Source organism: Thermodesulfobacteriota bacterium (assembly GCA_040757775.1).
Taxonomy (GTDB): domain Bacteria; phylum Desulfobacterota; class UBA8473; order UBA8473; family UBA8473; genus UBA8473.
On record JBFLWQ010000020.1, the window covers coordinates 1 to 22,334 of the forward strand.

A 22,334-nucleotide genomic window follows, 5' to 3' on the forward strand; every position below is an offset into this window, starting at 1 on the left:
CTCCCTCTTCTCCAATATGTCAACCTTCTTCACTAACCAATCAGCCGGAAACGGAAGCTCTATCTCCAAACCCCTCTCCAAAAAAGCCTCGTTTACCTCCCTTACTGTCGCCATAAATAAAGCCTCCCGAAAGTTCTTCGTTCTCTTCCAACTAATACTAACAAAAACATCTTATTCAACCTTAATGGCTAAAACCATCAGTTCCATATTCTTCCTAATTAAAGACTCAATATCAGTAGTCCTGCCTTTCAAATAATCTATGCTGGTTTGTAGTTGCATTATACCATTTAAACTGCTCCAAAAAAGGCTGGTAATATCCCAGGTATCTATTTGTTTGAATATACCTATCTTAATCCCCTGCTTAATTACTTCACTAACCATTTTAAATATGGTATCGGTTTTCTCGTCGATCTTATCCAGTAATTCAGGTGTCAACTTCAAATTCAGGTGTTCGTTAATAATAAAATTTAAAATCTTATAATGATCTGGATGATTTTTGCAAAAGTTGCAATAGGTGGTAGCTATACTTACTAACAATTCGTCAGGTGCCACATCTTGTTTAAGGACTTCTTTAAGCTCATCAATAAGAATATCATAGGTTTCGACTATCAGAGAAACATATAATTCTTCTTTTCTCGAAAAGTATAGGTAGATCGTTCCTGTACTTAGTTCAGATTCTTGAGCAATTTCTTCTATTGTGGCATTCATGAATCCCTTTTTTGAAAAACTATTTTTCGCTGCCTCCAGAATATCTTTCCTTCTCCTTAGTTTTTCCCTTTCTTTTCTTTCCATTATGCCCATTCAAGCCTCTTCAAATTATATTAATTAAATGAAGATTATTCATTTTCTTAATTTAAGTTAAAAAAAAATGGCAAAAAAGTCAACAAAAAAATTAATCCAGGAAGATTTTATTACAGGGATTTCATATCTAATCTATATTTCTTTAAAAATCTATCGCAATGCTGAGTACTGTGGGGGCGAGACGAACGTTGGGAAAAGCACAGACGTTCAGACTACCCAATCACGAAATTCATGCCTCTGCCACTGTAGTCCGCTCCAGCAAAAAGTCAGGCAATAGCTTATATTCACCACAAAATTTTGTATCTAGCTTCTTGACCGATTTCTACATTGACTAAAATTTGTACCCTCCACCAAATGCTTGTCGTCTTTTCTCTTTTTGTGTTTTTGGGGGAAGTGACCTTTTTTGACCATCGCCAACTGTAAAAATTCAGTGCTGCTGAGTGGAAGCAAACAACAGCATCCGTTCGATTGTGCTGGCAATCTGGCTGGCAAATGTTTCAAGCAAGGCTTTTTGTTCAATCAACAACGGTTCAGCGCGATGCGTGCGCACGCCGATGACGCCGACGGCTTGGCTGGGCGTGAGCAACGGAACGAAATAGGCTTCCGCCATTGGTAATGTATCAGTAAAGCGTCCAGCTGGTTTCCGCATCTCTAATACCCAAGCAGCGACGCTTAGGTCTTTTTCATTAAGCGTCAATGTGCTCGTTGGATGCGGCTTTAGAGAAAAAGGTGATACTTGATCGGGAAGTAAGATCGCAATTCTTGCACTAAACACGCTGCTCAATTGTTTAACGGCGGCAACTAAAATCTCATCAATATTTGTGGCATTGGCAACTTCACGCGCTAGCATGTAGAGTGCAGCTGCTTGTTCTTCGCGTTGTTGGAGGACAAGCTGCTGGGCGCGAATGCGGGAAGTGAGATTGCCAAGAATCGAAGCGACGACAAAATACATCACAAACATGAGTGTATCCTGCGGCTCCGCTATACGAAAAGTGAATGGCGGAGGAATAAAAAAGAAATTCCATATGAGTGCACTGAACGCAGCGGAAAAAAGCGCGGGACCACGTCCCAGAAAAAGTGCGAGCAGTATAATAGCAAATAGCAAAATCAATCCAATCGCTTGATAGCCGATAATTGGCAGCGCAATGTAGCAAATTCCTGCCAAACCAATTAGTGTGAGCAAGCCATAGAGATACTGTCGCAATGGTGATAAGAAATTGAAGCTTAGCCGCTGTGGCTTGATCTTTTGTGCTTTGTCGCTCGCTACAACGCAGACATCAATATTACCGCTCTCTTCAATGAGATTACTTACAAACGAGTTCCTGCGAAAAAGCTTCATCCTTGGTGAATCCTGGGTTTTACCAATAATGATCTGCGCCACATTGTGCTGTTGAGCTACACGCACAATTCCCGTCACGAGGTCAACATCTGTAGTCGTGACGATTTCAGCGCCCAGTTCGCGAGCCAATTCCAAATTTTTTTCTTGTCGTGCTTTTGCTTTAACTGAAAGTGGACTATGTGGCAATTCGACGCTTACTGCGATCCACGGCGATTGTAGGGCACATGTCATGTGTCGCGTCCATCGCACAAGCTGGGCAGACAGCGGGCTTGGCCCAACGGCAACCAGCAATCGCTCACCGGATTTCCACGGACCAGAAATTTGGTGGAGCTGCATGTAGTCGCGCAACTGTTGATCGACGTGTTGTGCGGTCAATCGCAATGACATCTCACGCAATGCGGTTAGATTACCGCGACGAAAGAATTTTTGCGCGGCAAGCTGTGCCTTATCCGGCACATAAACTTTCCCCTCTGCAAGACGCTTCAACAATTCGTCCGGCGTAATATCGACAAGCTCGATCTCATCGGCGCGATCGAAAATCGAATCTGGAACTGTTTCGTGCATGACGACACCGGTAATCTGATGCACCGCATCAGAACGGCTTTCGAGATGTTGCACGTTAATTGTCGTGTAAACATCAATACCGGCATCGAGCAATTCGAGCACATCCTGATAACGCTTGGCATGGCGGCTGCCTGGGACGTTAGTATGAGCAAGTTCGTCAACCAGCACGAGCTGCGGTTTGCGGCTGAGAATGGCATCCAAGTCCATCTCTTCGAACATCGTGCTGCGATATTCCATCTTACGGCGCGGAATGATCGGCAAATCCTGCAGCAACGCCTCGGTTTCACTGCGTCCATGTGTTTCAACATAGCCCACCACAATGTTTACGTTCTCGGATAAAGCCTGACGAGCGGCTCGTAGCATCGCATAGGTTTTACCGACGCCGGCAGCCATGCCGAAAAAAATTTTTAGTGTGCTATGCTGCTGTCGCGTTTCTTCTTTTTGGATGGCGGCCAGAATCGCATCGGGGCTGGGGCGAAGTCTATTGTTCACAACTATTATCTCCCATCAATTAAGCTGGTTGAGTGCCACGTTCAAAAGAAAGACATTGACGCGATGCTCGCCCAAAATACCACATTGCGGCGGTTCAACAAATCGCTCAATCAGATCAGCCAGTTTTGTTTTTTGTTCTGGCGTAAAGCCGCGTGCTTTTGCGATGCGTTCAATCTGAAGTCGCGCTGCTTGCGGACTGATGTGCGGGTCAACACCACTGGCAGAAGCAAAGAGCATATCAACAGGTATGCTTGCATTTGATGAAAGTGCAACTGTTCTATTAATATGTGCTCGCCGCTGTTGCACCGCCTTTTGTAAAACCTCACTCGTTGGGCTGAGGTTGGTAGCACCCGAAGGCATAGGATTGTAGTCTATTGCAGAAGGACGATCCCAGAAATAAAACTCGCCGACAAACTTCTGCCCAACCAGTTCCGAGCCTTTTACTTTTCCATCAACCATAATAATACTACCACTGGCTTGATATGGAAAAAACGCCTGTACGATTCCAGTGATGGCAAGGGGGTATAGAAGCCCCGTCAAAACTGTCATAATTAGAAGAAGCCGTAAAGCAGCAAAAAAATGTTTCATGTATTAACCTCATACGAGTTTCAAAGCGACGATCAAAATATCAATAAGTTTAATACCGATGAATGGAACAATTAGGCCGCCGATACCATAAATAATCAAATTCCGCGTTAAAATGGTGCCAGCTCCTAGTGGACGATATTTGACACCACGCAATGCCAACGGAACCAGTGTAATGATGATGATCGCATTAAAAATAACTGCGGAGAGAATGGCGCTTTGAGGTGAGGCTAGCTTCATGATATTGAGTGTCGTTAATGGACCTGGACTTCCTGTCACAGCATAGAGCGTGCTGAAAAGTGCAGGTAATATCGCGAAATATTTTGCCACGTCATTGGAGATGCTAAACGTGGTGAGTGCGCCACGCGTCATCAGCAACTGTTTACCGATTTCAACGATCTCTATCAGCTTGGTGGGATTGCTATCTAAATCAACCATATTGCCTGCTTCACGGGCGGCTTGGGTACCAGTGTTCATGGCTACACCGACATCAGCCTGTGCTAGTGCTGGAGCGTCATTGGTGCCGTCGCCGATCATGGCAACCAGCCGACCATGCGCCTGTTCTTCGCGAATGCGTTGCAATTTAGTCTCTGGCGTGGCTTGCGCGATAAAATCATCTACACCGGCCTCTGCTGCGATTGATGCTGTTGTGAGCGGATTATCGCCGGTGATCATTACAGTCCGAATGCCCATCGCCCGCAGTTGCTCGAAGCGTTCTTTGATGCCGCCTTTTACCACATCCTTCAGTTGAATGATCCCCAAAAGTTCAAGATTTTCCACTACCAACAGTGGCGTGCCTCCTGCCAGGGCAATATCGGTTCCAATCATCAACGCAACGTTCATATCTATGCTGGAAGCCTGCTCCATTGCTCCGCTCTCAACTAAATACTTGCGGATGGCTTCTAGAGAACCTTTTCGAATGATTCGTGCTGGGTGTCCTTCAGCAGTGAGGATATCTACCCCACTCATCTGCGTCTGTGCACGGAAGGGAACAAACTGTGCTTGCAGTCCCTTGATATCCCGCCCGCGTAGACCAAAGCGCTCTTTTGCCAACACCACAATTGAACGGCCTTCAGGTGTTTCGTCAGCCAGCGAGGCCAATTGGGCAGCATCGGCCAAACGTTCCTCTGTTGCAGTTGGAGTAGGTATGAATTCCGTGGCTATGCGATTGCCAAGTGTGATCGTGCCAGTTTTATCTAAAAGCAGTACGTCGATATCGCCTGCCGCTTCGACCGCGCGACCGCTAGTGGCCAACACATTACGCCTGACCAGACGATCCATGCCGCTGATGCCAATGGCGCTGAGTAAACCTCCAATGGTCGTTGGTGCGAGACACACAAGCAGGGATACTAACACCGGAACCGTCAGCAAAGAGGATGTTCGCATTCCCGCAGCTTTTTCGCTATATATGTCAAAGGGCAGTAACGAGACGACGACCATCACAAAAATAAAGGTGAGCGCGACGAGCAAAATTGTCAATGCAATCTCATTCGGTGTTTTGCGGCGTTTGGCGCCTTCTACCATCGCAATCATGCGGTCAAGAAAAGTGCTACCTGCTTCCGAGGTTATACGGATGATAATTTTGTCGCTTAACACGCGCGTACCGCCGGTGACGGCGCTACGATCGCCGCCACTCTCACGAATGACCGGGGCGGATTCGCCGGTGATGGCCGATTCATCAACGCTGGCAATACCCTCGATTACTTCGCCATCGCCTGGTATAATGTCACCGGCTTCACAGACCACCATATCGCCGACTTTCAATTCAGCCGCAGCGATTTTTTCTTCACAACCATTGACTAAGCAACGGGCCATGGTTTTTGTGCGCATTTTACGGAGGCTTTCTGCTTGGGCATTGCCACGACCTTCGGCAACAGCTTCCGCAAAATTTGCAAACAACAATGTAAGCCACAGCCAGATCGTAATTTGAATATTGAAACTATTAAGGTTCCCTGTGATCAACTCGCGGATAACAGTAATAGTTGTCAGAATCGCTCCGACAAAGACAACGAACATAACTGGATTTTTGACCTGCCAACGCGGGTTGAGCTTGACAAACGCATCCATGAGCGCGCGAGATATGATTGCTTTATCAAAAAGTTTGGGAGTTTTTCTTTTCATGTCCATTAAGCTTTAGAATGAATAATCAATCTGACAAGAAATATTATTAGAATGCTCGACCAGCAAGCATGAGAAAATGTTCGATAAGTGGTCCAAGTGAAAGCGCCGGGAAGAACGTCAGTGCGCCAACAATGATGACGATAGCAAGAAGCAAGATGACGAACGTTGCATTGTCGGTTTGAAAGGTTCCGGCAGAAAACGGCGCCGTTTTTTTGCTGGCCATGCTGCCAGCGATGGCCAAAACCGGCACGATGATCGCAAAACGCCCGATAAGCATGGCGATGCCAAGCAAAATATTGTAAAAATCGGTGTTGGTATTTAATCCGGCAAATGCGCTCCCATTGTTGCCCGCTGCTGAGGAGAAGGCATAAAGGATTTCGCTCAGCCCGTGCGGACCTTTGTTGGCAAGGCTCAATAGACCAGCGCCGGTTACACACGCAATCGCGGAGAATACTAGAATGATGAAGCTCGGCGCAATGACCGCTACCATGGACATTTTCACTTCAAAGGCTTCGATTTTTTTGCCAAGATATTCTGGAGTTCTGCCGACCATCAAACCTGCAATGAAAACCGTCAGAATCACAAAAACGAGCATCCCATAAAGTCCCGCACCGACACCGCCGAAAATCACCTCACCGAGCATGATGTTGAGCATAGCTACCAAACCGGCAAGCGGTGAAAGGCTGCTGTGCATCGCATTCACGGAACCGTTGGAGGCAACAGTGGTTGCGGTTGCCCACAGCAAGCTGTTGGCAACACCAAAACGTGTTTCCTTGCCCTCCATTGCAGCGGAGACACCGGTCACAGGATTAAAGCCATATTCAGCCAAGAGCGACACGGTCAATCCAGTCAGAAAAAGAATCATCATTGCCGCGAAAATCGCCCAGCCTTGTCGGGTAGAACCAATCATTTTACCATAGGTGTAAGTCAAAGCGGCTGGAATCAATAGAATGGAAAACATCTGTAAAAAATTGCTAAGTGGTGTGGGGTTCTCGAGGGGATGCGAGCTGTTGGCATTGAAGAAACCACCGCCATTGGTGCCCAATTGTTTGATGGCGATTTGCGAAGCGGCTGGCCCGAGCGGAATGGTTTGACTATAGCCTTCGAGTGTCTCAATTTTTACAGCAGGTGAGAACGTCTGCACTACACCTTGCCCAACGAGTACGATCGAAAGAATAAATGAAAGCGGCAAAAGAATATATAATGTTGAGCGGACGAGATCGACCCAGAAATTGCCAATGGTCTGCATTGCTCGCCGTACTAAACCACGCACCAACGCTAACAATACCGCAATGCCGGTTGCTGCGCTTAAAAAATTCTGCACGGTAATCCCTAGCATTTGGCTGAAATAGCTGAGTGTGGTTTCACCCGCATAGCTTTGCCAATTCGTATTCGTCATGAAACTAACTGCCGTGTTGAACGCCAACGCAGCGGGCACGTTCGGCAACTCCTGGGGATTGAGCGGCAGTTTATCCTGAATCAGTTGCATGACGAAAAGAACAACGAAGCCAAGAAAATTGAAGATTAGCAGTGCCCAAGTGTATGTTGACCAATGCATTTCGGTTTTTTCATTAATTCCCGCAAGCCGGTAAATGAATTTTTCTAATGGTCGCAGCAATGGTGTCAGCCAAGTTTGTTCACCGCTAAAAACTTTCGCCATGAACTGGCCAAGCAGAGGTGTCAACGCAATCAGCAAACCGAGATAAAGAGCTAACTGCACGATCTCATGTAATGACATACCTTACCCTATGTGTGAAGTTTTTCTGCAGTTCCGACCCTTGCGCCATACTTTGCCTCTTCGAAGGGCCTAACTATTCTTTAGTTGCCAAGCTCCAGCAATTATTTCAACCTGTCTTCAATCCGTAATAACCTCTACCTTCTCTATTTCACTCCATTTATAGCTCTCTGTGTGCGGATATACTACACCACAGCTTCCCATTATTTCGGGCTTATAGTTTTGGTATTCTTCCAGATTTTTAAACTCATCGGATATGCTAATAGAATCACCTGCCTGGGTAATAACAAGCCCTCTTGCTGTCCTGTTATCTTTAAGTTTTATCTCTACATATTTACCCCAGAGGTTTTCTTTTTCCTCATCTGCCATTCGATTTGATGAACTTGTTTTTTTCATTCATTAACCCTCGCTATTAAAGGTTTATCCCTACTATTCAAACAGGGGAACTATCCTAAATTCACTTACATCCACCAGTCCTTTGTCTGTAATCTTTAATTCAGGAATAACGGGCAAGGCGAGAAAAGATAAAGCCATAAAGGGATCTCTGGCATCACACCCAAGAGTCTTTGCTGATACAAGAAGTCTTTTAATTCCATCGGCTACTTCCAAAAGTGGCATGTGGGACATCAACCCACCAATTGGCAAAGGCAGAGAAGCCAATATGCTCCCGTTTGCTACAACCAGTTGTCCACCCCCCATCTTTTCTATTTCCATTACCGCTTTTAACATATCATCGTCATTGGTTCCCACCACCACTATATTATGAGAATCGTGGGCAACCGAAGACCCTATAGCACCGGTTTTCAGCCCAAAACCCCTTACAAACCCCAATCCAATATTCCCCGTTCTGGTATGTCTTTCTATTACCGCTATCTTAAGAATATCCCTTTCGATATCAGACAATGCATAACCGTTAACAATTCTTACCTTCTCAATTGATTTCTCTGTAATTATCTGATTCGGGACCAATTCTATTATCTTAGCATTCTCTGAAAATGCCTTTATTTTGAATTTGCCGCTATCCATATCTTTTATCATGATGGAGTTCTTTAGGATTGGTTTTTCCTCTTTTAGTGGTATTTCCAAAAGCCGGCCATCCTTTGCAACCAATTTACCACCTTTAAACACCATTTCGACTCTTAACTCTTTCAATGTGTTGAATACGATAATGTCCGCTTTATACCCCGGCGCTATAGCACCCAATCCATTCAAACGGAAATACTCTGCAGGGTTCAGCGTGGCCATCTGGACAGCAATAACAGGATCCAGTCCCTGCTTAATAGCCTTCCTTATCAGGAAGTCCATATGCCCCTCCTCAACCAGGTCAAGGGGATGTTTGTCATCGGTAACAAAGAGGCATCTTCTTGAATTAGCAGGGGTTACCAATGGGAGAAGGGTCTCCATGTTTTTTGCCACTGTTCCCTCTCGGATCATGATGTACATCCCTTTTCGGAGTTTTTCTCCGGCCTCTTTAAGAGTTGTACACTCATGGTCCGAACCTATTCCCACAGATATATAAGCATTGAGATCATTTCCAGCCAACATAGGTGCATGCCCATCAATCCTTTTCCCCCCAGCCACTTCTATCTTTCTCAAAATCTCAGGGTCTTCATCTATGACCCCTGGAAAGTTCATAACCTCACCTAGGCCAAGCACCCATTCTTTGTGGACTATCTTCAAAAGGTCTGAACTAGATAACCTTGCGCCAGAGGTCTCCATATCTGTAGAAGGGACACAGGAGGGCAGCATTATGTATACAACCAGAGGGGTTAATTTGCCTGATTCAGCTATGTATTTAATGCCTTCTAATCCCATAACATTGGCTATTTCATGGGGATCAGCTACTATTGAAGTAGTTCCCATGGGTATAACAGCCTTTGCAAATTCAGGTACTGAAATCATTGAACTTTCCACATGGATATGACCATCAATAAAGCTAGGGCAGAGAAACCTTCCCTTCAGGTCTATAACTTCCTTAGCATTATAATCTCCAAAACCTATGATTATTGAGTTGTTGATTGCAACATTGGCAGAAAAAATGCTGCCTGAAAATACATCCACAACTCTGGCATTTTTGATTAAAAGGTCTGCCTTTTCTTTCCCACAGGCAGCCCTGATCCTGCTTTTCAATTGATCTTCCGTATCAAATATTCTCATACGTTTCCAAAAGTAGAGACAAAATTAATTAACGACCAATAGCTGGTTAATCTATCATCACAGTTTCCTTTTGTCAAAAATTTTTAGCTTGAAACAATTTCTTTTATGGTATAGGCTTATAACATATGTTGGCTGGGAAATAGACAATAGAAATAACTCCATGATAACATTTTAGAGACACTCATATACGCTAAGGAAACCGAATGCATCTATTTGAAAAAGAATTATTAGTATCAAAAGAGGATATTGAACTTGTACTCCGTGGCTTTAAAGACATTAGTTGGATAGATTTTTGGCTTAACCCAAGAAGACTTCGAGGCAGCGACTTCCTAATGCGGTGGTCTCAAGGTGTTTGGAGTGAAAAACGCCTTATTGACGCAGTAAACAGAACTAATCAATTTTATGCGATTCCCTACGGACCAAGTGGAACAGCACCAACAGACGATGTAAGAGCATTTGAGCTTTATTTTGAGCGGCTTGAAGCTGCTGGACTTAGAAACATTAAACGTCCTGACCTTTTGGTTTTCAAAATAGCAGACAAAGCTTTTGTTGACAATTTTTTACAGAACATTGGAGGCGATGAAGAATTGCCATTCATTATTGAAAATAACCTGCAAGACCTAATAAACAAAGCTGTTGTAGCTGTTGAATGTGAAAACTCATTGTGGATAGCAGAAAAAATGCCTAACTACAATACTCCACTCAAACCTCAGAAACGGCTTGGAGGCAAAGCAGGTCTTCCAAAAACTGCTGTACTGCCAACTGTAATTATAAAAGAAGAAGACCGTATACCTTTAGCAAGATGGCAAGAAGAAAACAATGTTCCAATTCATGTCTGGCACGTATTTTTTGACAGGGCATATGGTTTAGCATTTGATGAAGCTGAACGACTTGTGCGAGAAGGGCTGATAGAGCCAACTGTTCAAACTTTTCAAGCTCCAGGTGGGGCGACAACCAAGAAAGCAATCTACAAGTTCTATTATCGCTATGCGTATCCTCTTGGAATATCCGTTGAGCAACCGCGTTTGGTTCCAGATTTTATTGAAGATAAGAACGGGCATATTCTGCCGTATGTAAAATTTGAAGGCGGTTCTCTCGACATCACGCATGATGCATTAATCCTTTTGAGAAAAATGGAATGAAAGGACTAAAAACACATCAAAAAATACCCGTCGCATGGGACGAAAGAGAAAAACTTCGTGACAAGGGCCAATTTTGGACACCCCATTGGGTTGCGGAGGCGATGGTTTCATATGTTGCAGAAAGTACTGAATTAATTTTTGACCCTGCAACTGGTAGAGGCGCATTTTTTGACGCCTTAAAAAGACTGCACAGTCCCAATATTTCATATTTCGGAACTGATATTGACCCCGAAATATTGTCAGACAATATCTATATTGATTCAAATTGCCATGTTGAATTGCGTGATTTTATAAAAAATCCTCCTAAAAGAAAATTTAAGGCAATTGTTGCAAACCCGCCATACATAAGACACCACCGCATTGACGATGAAACAAAAACATTCCTAAAGAAACTTTGTGCAAGCATAACAGGTTTTGTCATTGATGGTAGAGCCGGTTATCATATTTACTTCCTATTGCAAGCATTGAACCACTTAGAAGCAGATGGGAAATTATCATTCATTATGCCTGCTGATACCTGCGAGGGAATATTTGCTAATAAGCTGTGGCGCTGGATTTCAGACAAATATTGTATTGAATGTGTTGTTACTTTTGATGAAGGGGCTACTCCTTTTCCAAATGTCGATACTAACGCTATAATATTCTTAATCAAAAATGCTAAGCCAAATAAAAAATTGTTTTGGGTAAAAGCTAAACAGGCATATTCTGATGACTTACTTCAATTCATTTCTTCTGGCTTCAAAAAACAAGAATTAGAAACAATCGAAATTACCAACCGCCATCTTGAAGAAGCCTTAGAGACAGGGTTTTCGAGACCAGAACAAAAGTATAATAGCTTTAAGTTTCATCTAAATGACTTCGCAAAAGTTATGCGTGGAATTGCTACAGGCGCAAATGAGTTTTTCCTTTTTACGAGTCAGCAAGTTAAGATACGTGAAATTCCTAATGATTTTTTAAAAACTGCAATTGGCAGGACAAGAGACATAAAAGGAAACATAATTACAATAACCGATATTAACATCTTGAAAGAAAAAGACCGTCCAATATACTTACTCTCAATAACTGGACATAAAATACTGCCTAAAGCAGTTTTAGACTATTTAAAGGTTGGCGAAAATCTCGAATTGCCAAATCGCCCACTTATTAAACAGCGTAAACCTTGGTACAAGATGGAAAAAAGAAAAGTTCCACCTTTGCTTTTCGCCTACCTTGGCAGAAGAAATACAAGATTTATTAAAAATGAAGCCGGTATTCTTCCGCTAACAGGGTTTCTTTGCGTCTATCCAAATTTTGATGACAAAGAATACATTGACAACTTATGGCAAGCATTAAATCATCCTGATACCCTAAATAATTTAAAACTTGTAGGCAAAAGTTATGGCTCGGGTGCAATAAAAGTTGAACCACGCAACCTTGACCGACTGCCAATTCCAGACCATATCGTTGAAAAATATAAACTTATAAGGCCAATTGAAACTTTCAAAAAACAGATTGAATTATTTCCCGCATAACGAAATTTCGGACATGCGAAGAAGCAATATACTATGAAAATAGAACCTAGAACCTCCTTTTATTTGGAGCTGATATGGCAAGCAACAGAGAATATTTTGTAACAAAGCTTTCCTTTAGAGAAGACGTAAATCTCATTAAAGATGTCTTCGCCTATGAATATGATGGACATAATCTCTCAGAAGGCGAAGTACATCAGCGGCATTGGCTGGTAAATAGAACCAAGGAAAAATCACAAATCTCAATAATGACAAGAAATGAAAAAGGGGAATGGATAAGGGGAAATGTTTTTACTTACAATAATGGACTATACAGTTGGGGAACTATTCTGCCTAAAAACATAACAAAGAGAAAATCATTTGTCAGTTACTATCATCATGACGACCAAAATTATCGAGAACGATTTGAAAATTTGTTTGGTGATTTGGTAGTAAGTAAATCTGTCGATGATGGCGATATTGATTCTGGTAACAGCGCTGACTATATCAAGCAACTCATTCAAAGGAAATACCTCTCAGATACCACTGTTTTGATTGTTTTGATTGGCGCAAAAACAAAAGGCAGAAAGCATGTTGACTGGGAGATCGCAGGTGCTTTGAATTATAAAGTGGGGGGTAACTACTCTGGTGTTCTCGGTTTATTTCTTCCTTCTCATTCGGACTATGGCTTAGACAATTATCATCCATATTTAGTTCCATCGCGACTGACTGAAAATTTTAAGTCGGGTTACGCCATTGCACAGGATTGGACTGATGATAGAGTAATTATGCAAGGGCATATTGAAAAAGCATTTACCGCAAGAAGTGAAACAGGCAAAATTGTTAATATGACCATTTCCCAAATGCAAAGGAATACATGCGAATGAACGATATAGCATCAACACACGAACTCATCCGACTTTCATTTAATTACGCCAAACCGTCACTGATCATTGAAAGTGATTGGATTATCATTACGATCATAGCGGCGTTAATCCTCCTTACAGTTTATATCAAGAGAAACTTTTCAAAATGGTTCCGGTGGCATGAAATGCAAGTTGAAATATCTAGCTCGCCCAAAATGGTTTTCAAGGTTGAAAGAAATGATGAAAATTTATACATCGCCAACAGGATTTACATAGAACTCACAACGAGGAAAGCAGCCATCCCTATCGATGAAAATAATGACGTCATAGAGGAAGTTTACGATTCATGGTATAAATTATTTGGGATTATCAGAGAGGAAATAAAATCAGTTCCTGGGAAATATTTAAGAGAGCATGATCCTACTTCCGCATTAATCGGTTTGACAAGAAAAATCCTGAATGAGGCATTACGCCCTCACTTAACAGAACATCAAGCAAGATTTAGGCGATGGTTGGAAGCAGAGAAAGAAGATCCAAATAACAAAAACAAGTCACCTCAAGAATTACAAAAAAGATATCCTGACTTTGCAAATCTTGTTACATCAATGAAAGAGGTTAATAAAATATTGATCGCTTATGCTAACGAACTTGACAAATTAATTAAAGGAAAATAAAAAACGGTGTACAACAAAAGCATCCAGCCAACATGGGATTAGCCTGTTTCGTTTTTGTATCATACTGGTTGCCCAGTGCGGCTGATGCATCTCGTTGAACAAGTACACGGCAAACTGACATGGACAGGCAAGACAGGGATATATTGAATAGGATTCAGTCTAAATTCCCCATCAATTCCAGACCATTTAAAGTGCTGGGAGAGGAATTAAATATCTCTGAAGACAATATGATAGAGAGGGTTAAGCAATTGATACATAAAGGCTATATTCGACGCCTTGGTGCTTCCTTTGACTCAAAGAAACTGGGTTTTACAAGCACACTGTGTGCGGCCAGGGTCCCCCCTGAAAAGATTGAAGAATTTGTTAAAGTATTACATTCATATCGGGGCATAACTCATAACTACAAAAGAGAGCACGAGTATAATCTATGGTTTACTTTCATTGGTGAGTCCAAAGAGAAGATTAGAGATAGTCTCGCTGATATATCAAAAAAAACAGCCATTAAAGACATTATTAATCTCCCCGCCAAAAAAATCTTTAAGGTAAATGTTGAGTTTGAGACATGAGCAAAACATTATATATAACCACTCCTATATACTATGTAAATGCTGAACCTCATCTGGGTCATGCCTACACTACCATTGCCGCAGATGTTCTCAACCGTTTCAACAGATTATCCGGGGGGGAAACTTTTTTCGTTACAGGAACGGATGAGCACGGCGATAAAGTTGTTAGAGCTGCCGAGGCTGCTGGAGAAAGCCCAAAAGAATATACTGACAGGATAAGCATGCTATTCCGAAATATCTGGCCGGAGCTTTCCATTTCTAATGACTACTTTATCAGGACAACCGATGAAAACCATAAGAAAGTCGTTCAATTGATTCTTCAGAAAGTATATGATGCGGGGGATATTTACTTTGGCGAATATGGGGGATACTATTGTTTTGGATGCGAACGTTTTTACTATGAAAAGGAACTTGCAGATGGCAAATGTCCGGATCATAAGGTTGCCCCTGAGTTTATAAAGGAAAAGAACTATTTCTTTAGAATGAGCAAGTATCAGAATTGGTTGATAGAGCATATCAACTCTCACCCTGGTTTTATTCGCCCTGAAAGATACAGCAATGAGGTATTGGCCTTCTTGAGAGACCCTTTAGAAGACCTGTGCATTTCTCGTCCAAAATCAAGGCTGGATTGGGGGATAACTCTGCCATTTGACGAAGATTATGTAACCTATGTCTGGTTTGATGCCCTTATCAATTATCTAACCTCTGTTGGTTATCCTGACTCTGACATTTATCACAAATTCTGGCCATCAGCCCAACACCTGATCGCGAAGGATATATTGAAACCCCACGGTATTTACTGGCCAACCATCCTGAAGGCTTCTGGCATTGAACCATACCATCATTTAAATGTTCATGGCTACTGGAACATAGATGAAAACAAGATATCCAAGAGTCTTGGGAATATCATAAAACCCCTCAGCTTAAAAGACAAGTATGGTCTCGATGCCTTTCGGTATTTTCTTATGCGGGAGATGGTCTTTGGATTGGATGCCAATTTCAGCGAGAGTGCCCTGGTTAATAGATTGAATTCTGATCTGGCAAATGACCTTGGGAATTTGGTGAGTCGCAGTTTGGCAATGGTTATTAAATACTTTAGAGGGGCACTTCATAACCCAGCCGGACATCTGGAGATTGATGAAAGATTGAGAAATGATGCTTCAAAGACTGTTAAAGACGTAATTAATCAGATGGCTCAACTGGCATTTAACAAGGCATTAATTGTTATCTGGGGATTCATAGCCGCTGTGAATAAGTACATAGACGAGACTTCGCCCTGGATCCTGGCAAAGGAAGAAAATCAAACAGAAAGATTGAATGCCGTATTGTACAATATCGTAGAAGCCCTTAGGGTTATTACTGTTCTTCTCTTTCCCTTTATGCCAACAACTGCGGAGAAGATATGGGCATCTTTAGGGATAAAAGAGGATTTACACACTCAGAGATTGAAGGATATAACCGAGTGGGGTAAAATAGGAGAGAACACCATCGTCTCAAAGATTGAACCTATTTTCCCAAGGGTTGAGGGGTAAGTGCAAGAAATACATAATCCTTATATAGAATTCGAGACTGGGGGGAAATTAGTAGATCCAAAACAGACAGGGGTCACTTTTAAGTACTTGTCCAGATGCTATCCAAGACACAAAGAGAAAAAAAATCTTTCAAGAGACAGGATCTACTTTTCCAAAAAGCTAAAGTACAAAAAAGACCTTTATGGTGCTGTAGGCAGATTTAAAACTGTAACTATTATTGGTGTAAGCGGAGCAATGGGAAGCGAAATTCTCAAGCTTATCCTAAGGGAACAAGCATTACCAGACTGCAAAAAGATCCAGCTATTCGGCAGGCCAAAAAAGGCTTCTCAAGGGAAAGACAAGAACTTTTATTACGCCTTGATTGAAAAGTTAAAAGACGGGATGGATGGGGTTTTACCAAATATCGAATTTGTCGATTCTTATGATAGAGTTGATGGGGAACTTCTAATAATGTGTTCGGGGAAGACTATTCCAAAAGGTACAGGTAAGGCCTCCGATAGAACAACACTGATGCATGTGAATAAGACTATTTTTGATAATTGTGCTAAATCTATTAAAGAAAATCCTTCCCGTGATCCTGAAATGGTAATAGTGGTAAGCAATCCAAATGAGTTATGCACGTGGGTCTTTTCCAGGTATTTCAGGAGGGTTGTTGCCATAGGACCTGTGTTGGATTCTATGAGGTTTGGGAGAGAAATAAGGAACGAGTTAAATTTGCCTGTAGAAATCTCTGTAGATGGGTTGGTTGGCGGCAATCATGAATTGAAAGGTATGGTAATTTATAAGAGTATGCTTCGGATAAATTGCGAACCACCAGCACCCCAAATATTGAAAAATGTATCTTCTACCCTTAAGGATAATCCAGATGTGGATGAGGTATACAACAAGGCTTATGAGATGGTTCGGAAGGGGGATGAAGGGGTCTTTAATTATATCAACAGCTATCCTATACCTACACGGTTATCTGTTAAACCAATTATTGAATACTACTGTGGAGGAAGGGCGGATTTTCCTGTTGGGATTGCTGTAATAGCAATCATAAAAGCATTTTTCAGCAATATCCGCAATATTGTAACTCTGACTAAGAAAACATGCATAGGGAAAAGTGAACTATGTCTCGGACTTCCTCTTTTTATAAGTAAAAATGGTATAGAAGAAATAGATTTGGACTCCATAGAAAACTTCAGAGCATATAAGGATGATGAACAGTTATTTAGAGCTGCAGAGGTCTTTAAAAGTAAATACTCTACTATCTAATTAAATAGGAAGGCATTAACTTGGAATACAGTATTCCTTTTGATGAACCAGTTAGAATTCCTATAGAAGACACTATAGACCTTCACACATTCTCGCCCAGGGATATACCATCATTATTGGAAGAATACTTAAAGGAATGCCTTAGTCACGGTATCTTTCAGGTGCGTATCATCCATGGCAAGGGGCGGGGCATCCAGAGAAAAATAGTTCATTCGCTCTTGAATAATAACCCCCATGTCCATTCCTTTTCCCAGGCGCTTCCAGAGGCTGGCGGCTGGGGAGCCACGATAGCCATTCTAAAGAGCAAAAAGAAAGCCAGATAACCTGCTTAATATCCCTTTACTCCCTATTCTTTTAACCTAAATCAGCGAATACCTCCCCAGCGTTTAACCATTGAGGTTCTCCCACTATTTTTTCAATGACTTTAAATAGCCCATTATTTTACAGATTAATCTGTATATTTAAAATAACTCGCCTTTAATATGAAGCATTTTTATGCATTATATGATTTATCGTTGACAAATTTGGATATTTATCTTAATATTATTAAAAATTTATTGATTGAACAGTAAATTTAATCTGTTTAAGGAGTATATTGTGTCTACAAAAGATAAACTTATAAAAGCAGCAAAGAAACTTTTCTATGAAAAAGGATACCATGCAACCTCTCTGAAGGATCTGGCGAAAGAAATGGGTGCAGCTACAAGCATCATCTATTATTATTTCAAAAACAAGGAAGAACTTCTGGTAAGGCTATATGAAGGTGCGCTCGAGGAAACAATAGATGATATTTCGAAAATAGCTCAATCTGATATGACCACAACTGAAAAAATGACCGAGATCATCAAATACCATGGAAGGTTCGTAATGGGAAACCAAACGTGGTCGAAGATTTTTTTTGAAGAGGAATCGGCACTTCCTTCTGATTTTCAAAAATCGATATCGGAGAAAAAACGACAGTATAACAAAATAGTAGAGGATATATACTCTAACGGTATAAGGGAAGGGGTATTTAAGCCAGTATCAGACCCAAGGATATTTGTAAATGCTATTCTCGGCATGTGTAATTGGTTATATAAATGGTATAGGCGTGACAAAGGGGGCGATCCCGAAAAAATTTCTCAACAGTTTGCAGATATTTTAACAGAAGGTTACATTGTCTCGAAAAAGAAATATTTGGATCAAGAACAAGAAGCTATTCCGCTTGACACAGGAACACGAGAATTATCTAAAGCTGACAACAAACAGGAAGAGATAATTAGTAAAATTCAAATTCTTACCTCAATGACGGAATCAATAGCTGAAAAATTAGATGCTATTCGTAAATGATTGAGGAAGGATATAGTCAATTCATGTCTATGAAAGGAGCGAACCATGAAAAAATTATCGGTTGTTTTATTCACATTGCTACTAATCTGTTATTTATCTGCAAATGTAAGGTCGGGCAATGCAGGAGAGGTCAGAGGTGTAACTGATGACACCCTAAAGATCGGAATGATTTCTGATCAAACTGGTCCTGCTGCAAATGTCACCGTGCCTCTTACCGATGCTGTAAAAAGGCATAATGTAAACAACATTATATTGTGTGGTTTTATCCCTCAACCTGCTGGTTTACTGCTCCGGGAATTGAAAAAGTTTGGTATGAACGTGCCTGTTTTTGCTAACGTGGCCGCAGCCTCTGAAGAGGTGATATACATGGCTGCCGGAGGAGCTGAAAAATACTATGTAATATCCCCTTGGGCCTCGTGGTATGATGAGGGTGAGGGTGTAGCTCTCATGAGGAAGATAACACTCAAGTATGAGCCTGGCACAGAAAAACAGTATAGAGGGAAACTCCATACATACGGTTGGACAATTGGAATGGTGTTGCAGGAAGGACTTTTAAGGGCCGGCAGGGATATAGATGGAGAGCGGTTGGTAACAGCCCTTGAGACACTAAAAGATTTTGATATGAAAGGGCTATCTGGTCCTATGAATTTTAGTTCTACCAATCATAAAGGAATGAATTCAGCGCAAATCTCTAAGGCTGACCCTGCAAGCGGAAAGTTTGCCCCTGTAACCGGGTGGATAAAAACCGATTAACTTGATATTGGCTCCTCATGGTTTTGATCATTTCTATTCTCCTGGAAGAAGGGTTTTTAGGAAAAGCTCTTTAATGATGAAGAAAACCAGGTCTCGTTAGATAGTCGCATTTAAATACAGAGTGATAATCAATAAGCTATAAGGAACGGGTACAAATTTTACTAGAGGGGGAATAAATTTATGTATACAGATTTTTTGAAATTATGTGGTTATGAGGATGAAGAATTAAAGAAGGAAATGCCCAGGATAGACAAGGCGTTTGATATCCTCGGGATAGGGAAGGAGGACATAAGCCGGGCAGAAAAACGTGTTCGGGAGAGTTTCGATATTGAGCTTGAGGGTGTACGGAAGTTTCTTAGAGTATATATGGAGGAGCTTGTATCCTTACCTTTATGTCGGGAGGAGTACAGGAAGGTCATCTATACTGACTGGCCTTTTCCTGGTGCCATGTTGATGGCAATTGAGAAGCTATCGGGCGATGTCTTTATCAGTGCATATGGAGAAGTACTGAATGTCGGTATGGGCATGATCTTTGACAAACTCAGCCCGATTATGGAAGCAGGTGAACAGACTGGACTGGGTGTAGGATCTGCTCACTGTGCCCTCTGGCAGACCCATGTGGGAGCCATTGCAAAAGGGATACTGCCATTACCCGACTTGATGATTTCATCTGGTTGGTATTGTGATCAGGCTGCGGAAGCAGACCAGCTTTTAGCTGAACTCTATAGTATCCCTACCGTTTATATGGACGGTTGCCTGGACGCCCAGTGGGGGGAATGGCCTGATCACTTGAGCGAGAGGATGACCCGATATAGCGGAGGTCAGCTGGAGAAAGTTTTTAAAAGACTAGAGGAGGTAACAGGTTATACGATAACAGAAGAGATGCGCAAGGCCGGTCGCAGAGACCAAGGAAAGTTTTATTATAACCTTAGCACCCTGGCAGAGATGGTGGGAAAAAGCGATCCTCAGGCAATCAGTCAAGCTGTTATTAACCTTCCATTCTGGCTGACTGGCAGCCCTATGAGGAAAAGAGAAGATGCGAATACTGCCTTGATTACATTGATTAGAGAAACGAAAGAACGGATAGAAAGGGGCGAGGGAGTAGTTGAAAAGGGTGCTCCCAAGATATACTTTGGGCTCCGGATGGCTGTTGATGCATCTGTACTCAAGATGGTAGAAAGTCTTGGACTGGCTATCTCTCTATGTTTTATCGATTGGATAACCCCGGAGGAGCGTACAACAAGAGGAAAAGCAACCGACTTTGGCCAGAAGGTAATGGAAGGGTGGTTTAGACGAGGGCTGATGTATTCTGCACAGGGAGCAATAGACTATTTTGCAGATTACTGTAAAGCATGGAATGTGGATGGGGCTATTCTCTGTTATCCGTATTCATGTCGTCCATATGCCATTCATCCATTGATGGGAAAAAAGACGATAAAGGAAAGGTTAGGTATACCCGTGTTGGTCCTGGAGGGAGATGCCTATGATACTCGAAATTACAGTGCCGGTCAGTTAAGAACAAGGGTTGAAACATTTGCAGAACTGTTGAAGATGAGGAAAGGTACTTAGTTCATCCTGCTCATGTTCGCTCCAAAAGAAATTTTTCATTTTTCAGGGTGGACTGGAATACGTTAACTGTCAAATAAACGTATTATAACAGGAGGATATAACTATGAAAAAAGAACTTTTGGTTAGGGGGTGTACTTTTGCGGCCATATGTCTTTCGGTAATAGCCTTGATGTTCCTTTTGGGAAGCAACTACGCAGACTCTGCGGAGATGAGGGGTGTTACCAAAGACACTATAAAGATTGGTTTGATACTCGATCAGACAGGTCCTTCAACGTTTCTGACTGTCCCGATAACGAAAGGGGCTAAGATGTATCTCACGCACGTTAATGAACAGGGAGGAATAAATGGGAGAAAGATAAAGCTCATAATAGAAGATGATCATTATTCAGTACCTATAGCTGTGGCCGCATTTAAGAAACTGGTATCAAAGGACGGAGTGCTTGCTATCCTCGGGACAGGGGGTACTTCCATGACCAAAGCCCTATGGTCAAAGATAGAGAAAGAAAGGGTGCCATGTTTCACTGTGAGTCTGGCAGAGATTCAGGTTAACCCGACTAAGCGATACCTCTTTACACCTGTTGCCAGTTATGAGGACGAGATTAAGATCATATTTAATTATCTAATGAATGTTTTAAAAGTAAAAAATCCTCGAATAGCCATGGCCTGTCTGGATTTGGACTATGGTAAAATCGGTTTCGCTGCTGCAGAGAAGGAGGCCAAGTCTTTTGGCTTAAAGATAGTGGATAAGGAGTTAGTCGCTTTAGGAGCATTGGAGGCGAGTACTCAAGTGCTCGGTCTGAAGCGGGCACAAGCTGATTATGTTATTCTCCATCTAGAGCCAGCCGCGGGGGCAGCAGTCCTAAGGGATGCCTTTAAACTAGGATTTAAAACCCAATGGATCGGAACTTACTATACGACCAGTGAGGATCTTCTGAGGGTCTCTCGCAAGGCGGCAGAGGGCTTCATTGGAGTCCATTCCTATAACTCCTGGTATGAAGATGCACCGGCGATGGCTGAATTGAGAAAGATCACCCTGAAATACGAACCCGGAACGGAAAAACCATATCGTCCCAAATATTATGTCCAGGGATGGGTGGACGCCTTGATTTTGAGCGAAGGGATGAGAAGGGCAGGGCAGAACTTGACACCTGAAGCGCTGGTGGAGGGCATAGAAAGCATAAAAAACTTCGATACTAAAGGTTTGTGCGGACCGATTACCTATGGCCCCGATAAACACAAGGGAAATGAGTATTGCAGGTTTTACAAAGCCGACACTGACAACGCTATACTTATACCCATTACCGACTGGATGAAACCGTCAGAGTGATAGTGGCGATATATTAACATTATTATAAACTTGACATC

The 22,334-nt window shown here is 42.2% G+C and carries 19 protein-coding genes; 12 read left to right on the forward strand and 7 right to left on the reverse strand.

Going from position 1 to position 22,334, the window contains the following annotated elements; translation table 11 throughout:
* Positions 1-171: 171 nt before the first annotated feature.
* The 7 genes from AB1401_11640 to ade form a co-directional block, all read right to left on the reverse strand.
* Positions 172-801 carry a TetR/AcrR family transcriptional regulator gene (locus AB1401_11640; protein MEW6616098.1) on the reverse strand — a complete coding sequence of 210 codons (630 nt, stop codon included), beginning with the start codon at positions 799-801 and terminating at the stop codon, positions 172-174.
* A 427-nt stretch (positions 802-1,228) separates the two neighbouring features.
* Positions 1,229-3,196, reverse strand: coding sequence for a DUF4118 domain-containing protein (locus AB1401_11645; GenBank protein ID MEW6616099.1), 1,968 nt, complete (start codon positions 3,194-3,196; stop codon positions 1,229-1,231).
* Positions 3,197-3,211: 15 nt separating this feature from the next.
* Positions 3,212-3,784 carry a potassium-transporting ATPase subunit KdpC gene (gene kdpC, locus AB1401_11650; GenBank protein MEW6616100.1) on the reverse strand — a complete coding sequence of 191 codons (573 nt, stop codon included), beginning with the start codon at positions 3,782-3,784 and terminating at the stop codon, positions 3,212-3,214.
* Between the two features lie 9 nt (positions 3,785-3,793).
* On the reverse strand, positions 3,794-5,902 hold the full coding sequence (gene kdpB, locus AB1401_11655; protein ID MEW6616101.1) for a potassium-transporting ATPase subunit KdpB: 2,109 nt from the start codon (positions 5,900-5,902) through the stop codon (positions 3,794-3,796).
* Between the two features lie 46 nt (positions 5,903-5,948).
* On the reverse strand, positions 5,949-7,640 hold the full coding sequence (gene kdpA, locus AB1401_11660) for a potassium-transporting ATPase subunit KdpA (GenBank protein MEW6616102.1): 1,692 nt from the start codon (positions 7,638-7,640) through the stop codon (positions 5,949-5,951).
* Positions 7,641-7,757: 117 nt separating this feature from the next.
* Entirely contained in the window at positions 7,758-8,033 is a 276-nt protein-coding gene (locus AB1401_11665; GenBank protein ID MEW6616103.1) for a hypothetical protein, read from the reverse strand.
* Positions 8,034-8,066: 33 nt separating this feature from the next.
* Positions 8,067-9,767, reverse strand: coding sequence for an adenine deaminase (gene ade / locus AB1401_11670; protein ID MEW6616104.1), 1,701 nt, complete (start codon positions 9,765-9,767; stop codon positions 8,067-8,069).
* Positions 9,768-9,997: 230 nt separating this feature from the next.
* Here ade and AB1401_11675 point away from each other — a divergent pair, with 230 nt between their 5' ends.
* The 12 genes from AB1401_11675 to AB1401_11730 all read left to right on the forward strand — a co-directional run bounded on the left by AB1401_11675 (position 9,998) and on the right by AB1401_11730 (position 22,296).
* The gene (locus tag AB1401_11675) at positions 9,998-10,936 is read left to right on the forward strand and encodes an AccI family restriction endonuclease (protein ID MEW6616105.1); all 939 of its coding nucleotides are present in this window, start codon (positions 9,998-10,000) and stop codon (positions 10,934-10,936) included.
* Entirely contained in the window at positions 10,933-12,447 is a 1,515-nt protein-coding gene (locus AB1401_11680) for an N-6 DNA methylase (protein ID MEW6616106.1), read from the forward strand. Before AB1401_11675 ends, AB1401_11680 begins: the two co-directional genes overlap by 4 nt.
* A 74-nt stretch (positions 12,448-12,521) precedes the next feature.
* Positions 12,522-13,310, forward strand: coding sequence for a TIR domain-containing protein (locus AB1401_11685; GenBank protein MEW6616107.1), 789 nt, complete (start codon positions 12,522-12,524; stop codon positions 13,308-13,310).
* Positions 13,307-13,963, forward strand: a complete 657-nt coding sequence (locus tag AB1401_11690; GenBank protein ID MEW6616108.1) for a hypothetical protein — start codon at positions 13,307-13,309, stop codon at positions 13,961-13,963. Before AB1401_11685 ends, AB1401_11690 begins: the two co-directional genes overlap by 4 nt.
* A gap of 119 nt (positions 13,964-14,082) precedes the next feature.
* Positions 14,083-14,529 (forward strand): Lrp/AsnC family transcriptional regulator, encoded by a 447-nt coding sequence (locus tag AB1401_11695; GenBank protein ID MEW6616109.1) that lies wholly within the window; start codon positions 14,083-14,085, stop codon positions 14,527-14,529.
* Positions 14,526-16,061, forward strand: a complete 1,536-nt coding sequence (metG, locus tag AB1401_11700) for a methionine--tRNA ligase (GenBank protein MEW6616110.1) — start codon at positions 14,526-14,528, stop codon at positions 16,059-16,061. The genes AB1401_11695 and metG overlap by 4 nt, the downstream gene beginning before the upstream one ends.
* Complete coding sequence (locus tag AB1401_11705) at positions 16,062-17,318, forward strand: hypothetical protein (GenBank protein MEW6616111.1); 1,257 nt, start codon at positions 16,062-16,064, stop codon at positions 17,316-17,318. It begins immediately after the preceding gene.
* A 20-nt stretch (positions 17,319-17,338) separates the two neighbouring features.
* Positions 17,339-17,641, forward strand: a complete 303-nt coding sequence (locus tag AB1401_11710) for a Smr/MutS family protein (protein MEW6616112.1) — start codon at positions 17,339-17,341, stop codon at positions 17,639-17,641.
* A gap of 274 nt (positions 17,642-17,915) precedes the next feature.
* Positions 17,916-18,647: a TetR/AcrR family transcriptional regulator gene (locus tag AB1401_11715; protein ID MEW6616113.1), complete on the forward strand. Its 732-nt coding sequence runs from the start codon at positions 17,916-17,918 to the stop codon at positions 18,645-18,647.
* Between the two features lie 45 nt (positions 18,648-18,692).
* Positions 18,693-19,400, forward strand: a complete 708-nt coding sequence (locus AB1401_11720) for an ABC transporter substrate-binding protein (protein MEW6616114.1) — start codon at positions 18,693-18,695, stop codon at positions 19,398-19,400.
* Positions 19,401-19,580: 180 nt separating this feature from the next.
* On the forward strand, positions 19,581-20,969 hold the full coding sequence (locus AB1401_11725; protein ID MEW6616115.1) for a 2-hydroxyacyl-CoA dehydratase family protein: 1,389 nt from the start codon (positions 19,581-19,583) through the stop codon (positions 20,967-20,969).
* A gap of 103 nt (positions 20,970-21,072) precedes the next feature.
* Positions 21,073-22,296, forward strand: coding sequence for an ABC transporter substrate-binding protein (locus tag AB1401_11730; GenBank protein MEW6616116.1), 1,224 nt, complete (start codon positions 21,073-21,075; stop codon positions 22,294-22,296).
* The last annotated feature ends 38 nt before the right edge of the window (positions 22,297-22,334 follow it).

Bases quoted from the DNA above. Each gene is read 5' to 3' on its own strand.
- AB1401_11640 (MEW6616098.1), bottom strand. From the start codon at position 801: ATGGGCATAATGGAAAGAAAAGAAAGGGAAAAACTAAGGAGAAGGAAA.
- kdpC (MEW6616100.1), bottom strand. From the start codon at position 3,784: ATGAAACATTTTTTTGCTGCTTTACGGCTTCTTCTAATTATGACAGTT.
- kdpB (MEW6616101.1), bottom strand. From the start codon at position 5,902: ATGAAAAGAAAAACTCCCAAACTTTTTGATAAAGCAATCATATCTCGC.
- kdpA (MEW6616102.1), bottom strand. From the start codon at position 7,640: ATGTCATTACATGAGATCGTGCAGTTAGCTCTTTATCTCGGTTTGCTG.
- AB1401_11665 (MEW6616103.1), bottom strand. From the start codon at position 8,033: ATGAAAAAAACAAGTTCATCAAATCGAATGGCAGATGAGGAAAAAGAA.
- AB1401_11675 (MEW6616105.1), top strand. From the start codon at position 9,998: ATGCATCTATTTGAAAAAGAATTATTAGTATCAAAAGAGGATATTGAA.
- AB1401_11680 (MEW6616106.1), top strand. From the start codon at position 10,933: ATGAAAGGACTAAAAACACATCAAAAAATACCCGTCGCATGGGACGAA.
- AB1401_11685 (MEW6616107.1), top strand. From the start codon at position 12,522: ATGGCAAGCAACAGAGAATATTTTGTAACAAAGCTTTCCTTTAGAGAA.
- AB1401_11690 (MEW6616108.1), top strand. From the start codon at position 13,307: ATGAACGATATAGCATCAACACACGAACTCATCCGACTTTCATTTAAT.
- AB1401_11695 (MEW6616109.1), top strand. From the start codon at position 14,083: ATGGACAGGCAAGACAGGGATATATTGAATAGGATTCAGTCTAAATTC.
- metG (MEW6616110.1), top strand. From the start codon at position 14,526: ATGAGCAAAACATTATATATAACCACTCCTATATACTATGTAAATGCT.
- AB1401_11720 (MEW6616114.1), top strand. From the start codon at position 18,693: ATGAAAAAATTATCGGTTGTTTTATTCACATTGCTACTAATCTGTTAT.
- AB1401_11725 (MEW6616115.1), top strand. From the start codon at position 19,581: ATGTATACAGATTTTTTGAAATTATGTGGTTATGAGGATGAAGAATTA.
- AB1401_11730 (MEW6616116.1), top strand. From the start codon at position 21,073: ATGAAAAAAGAACTTTTGGTTAGGGGGTGTACTTTTGCGGCCATATGT.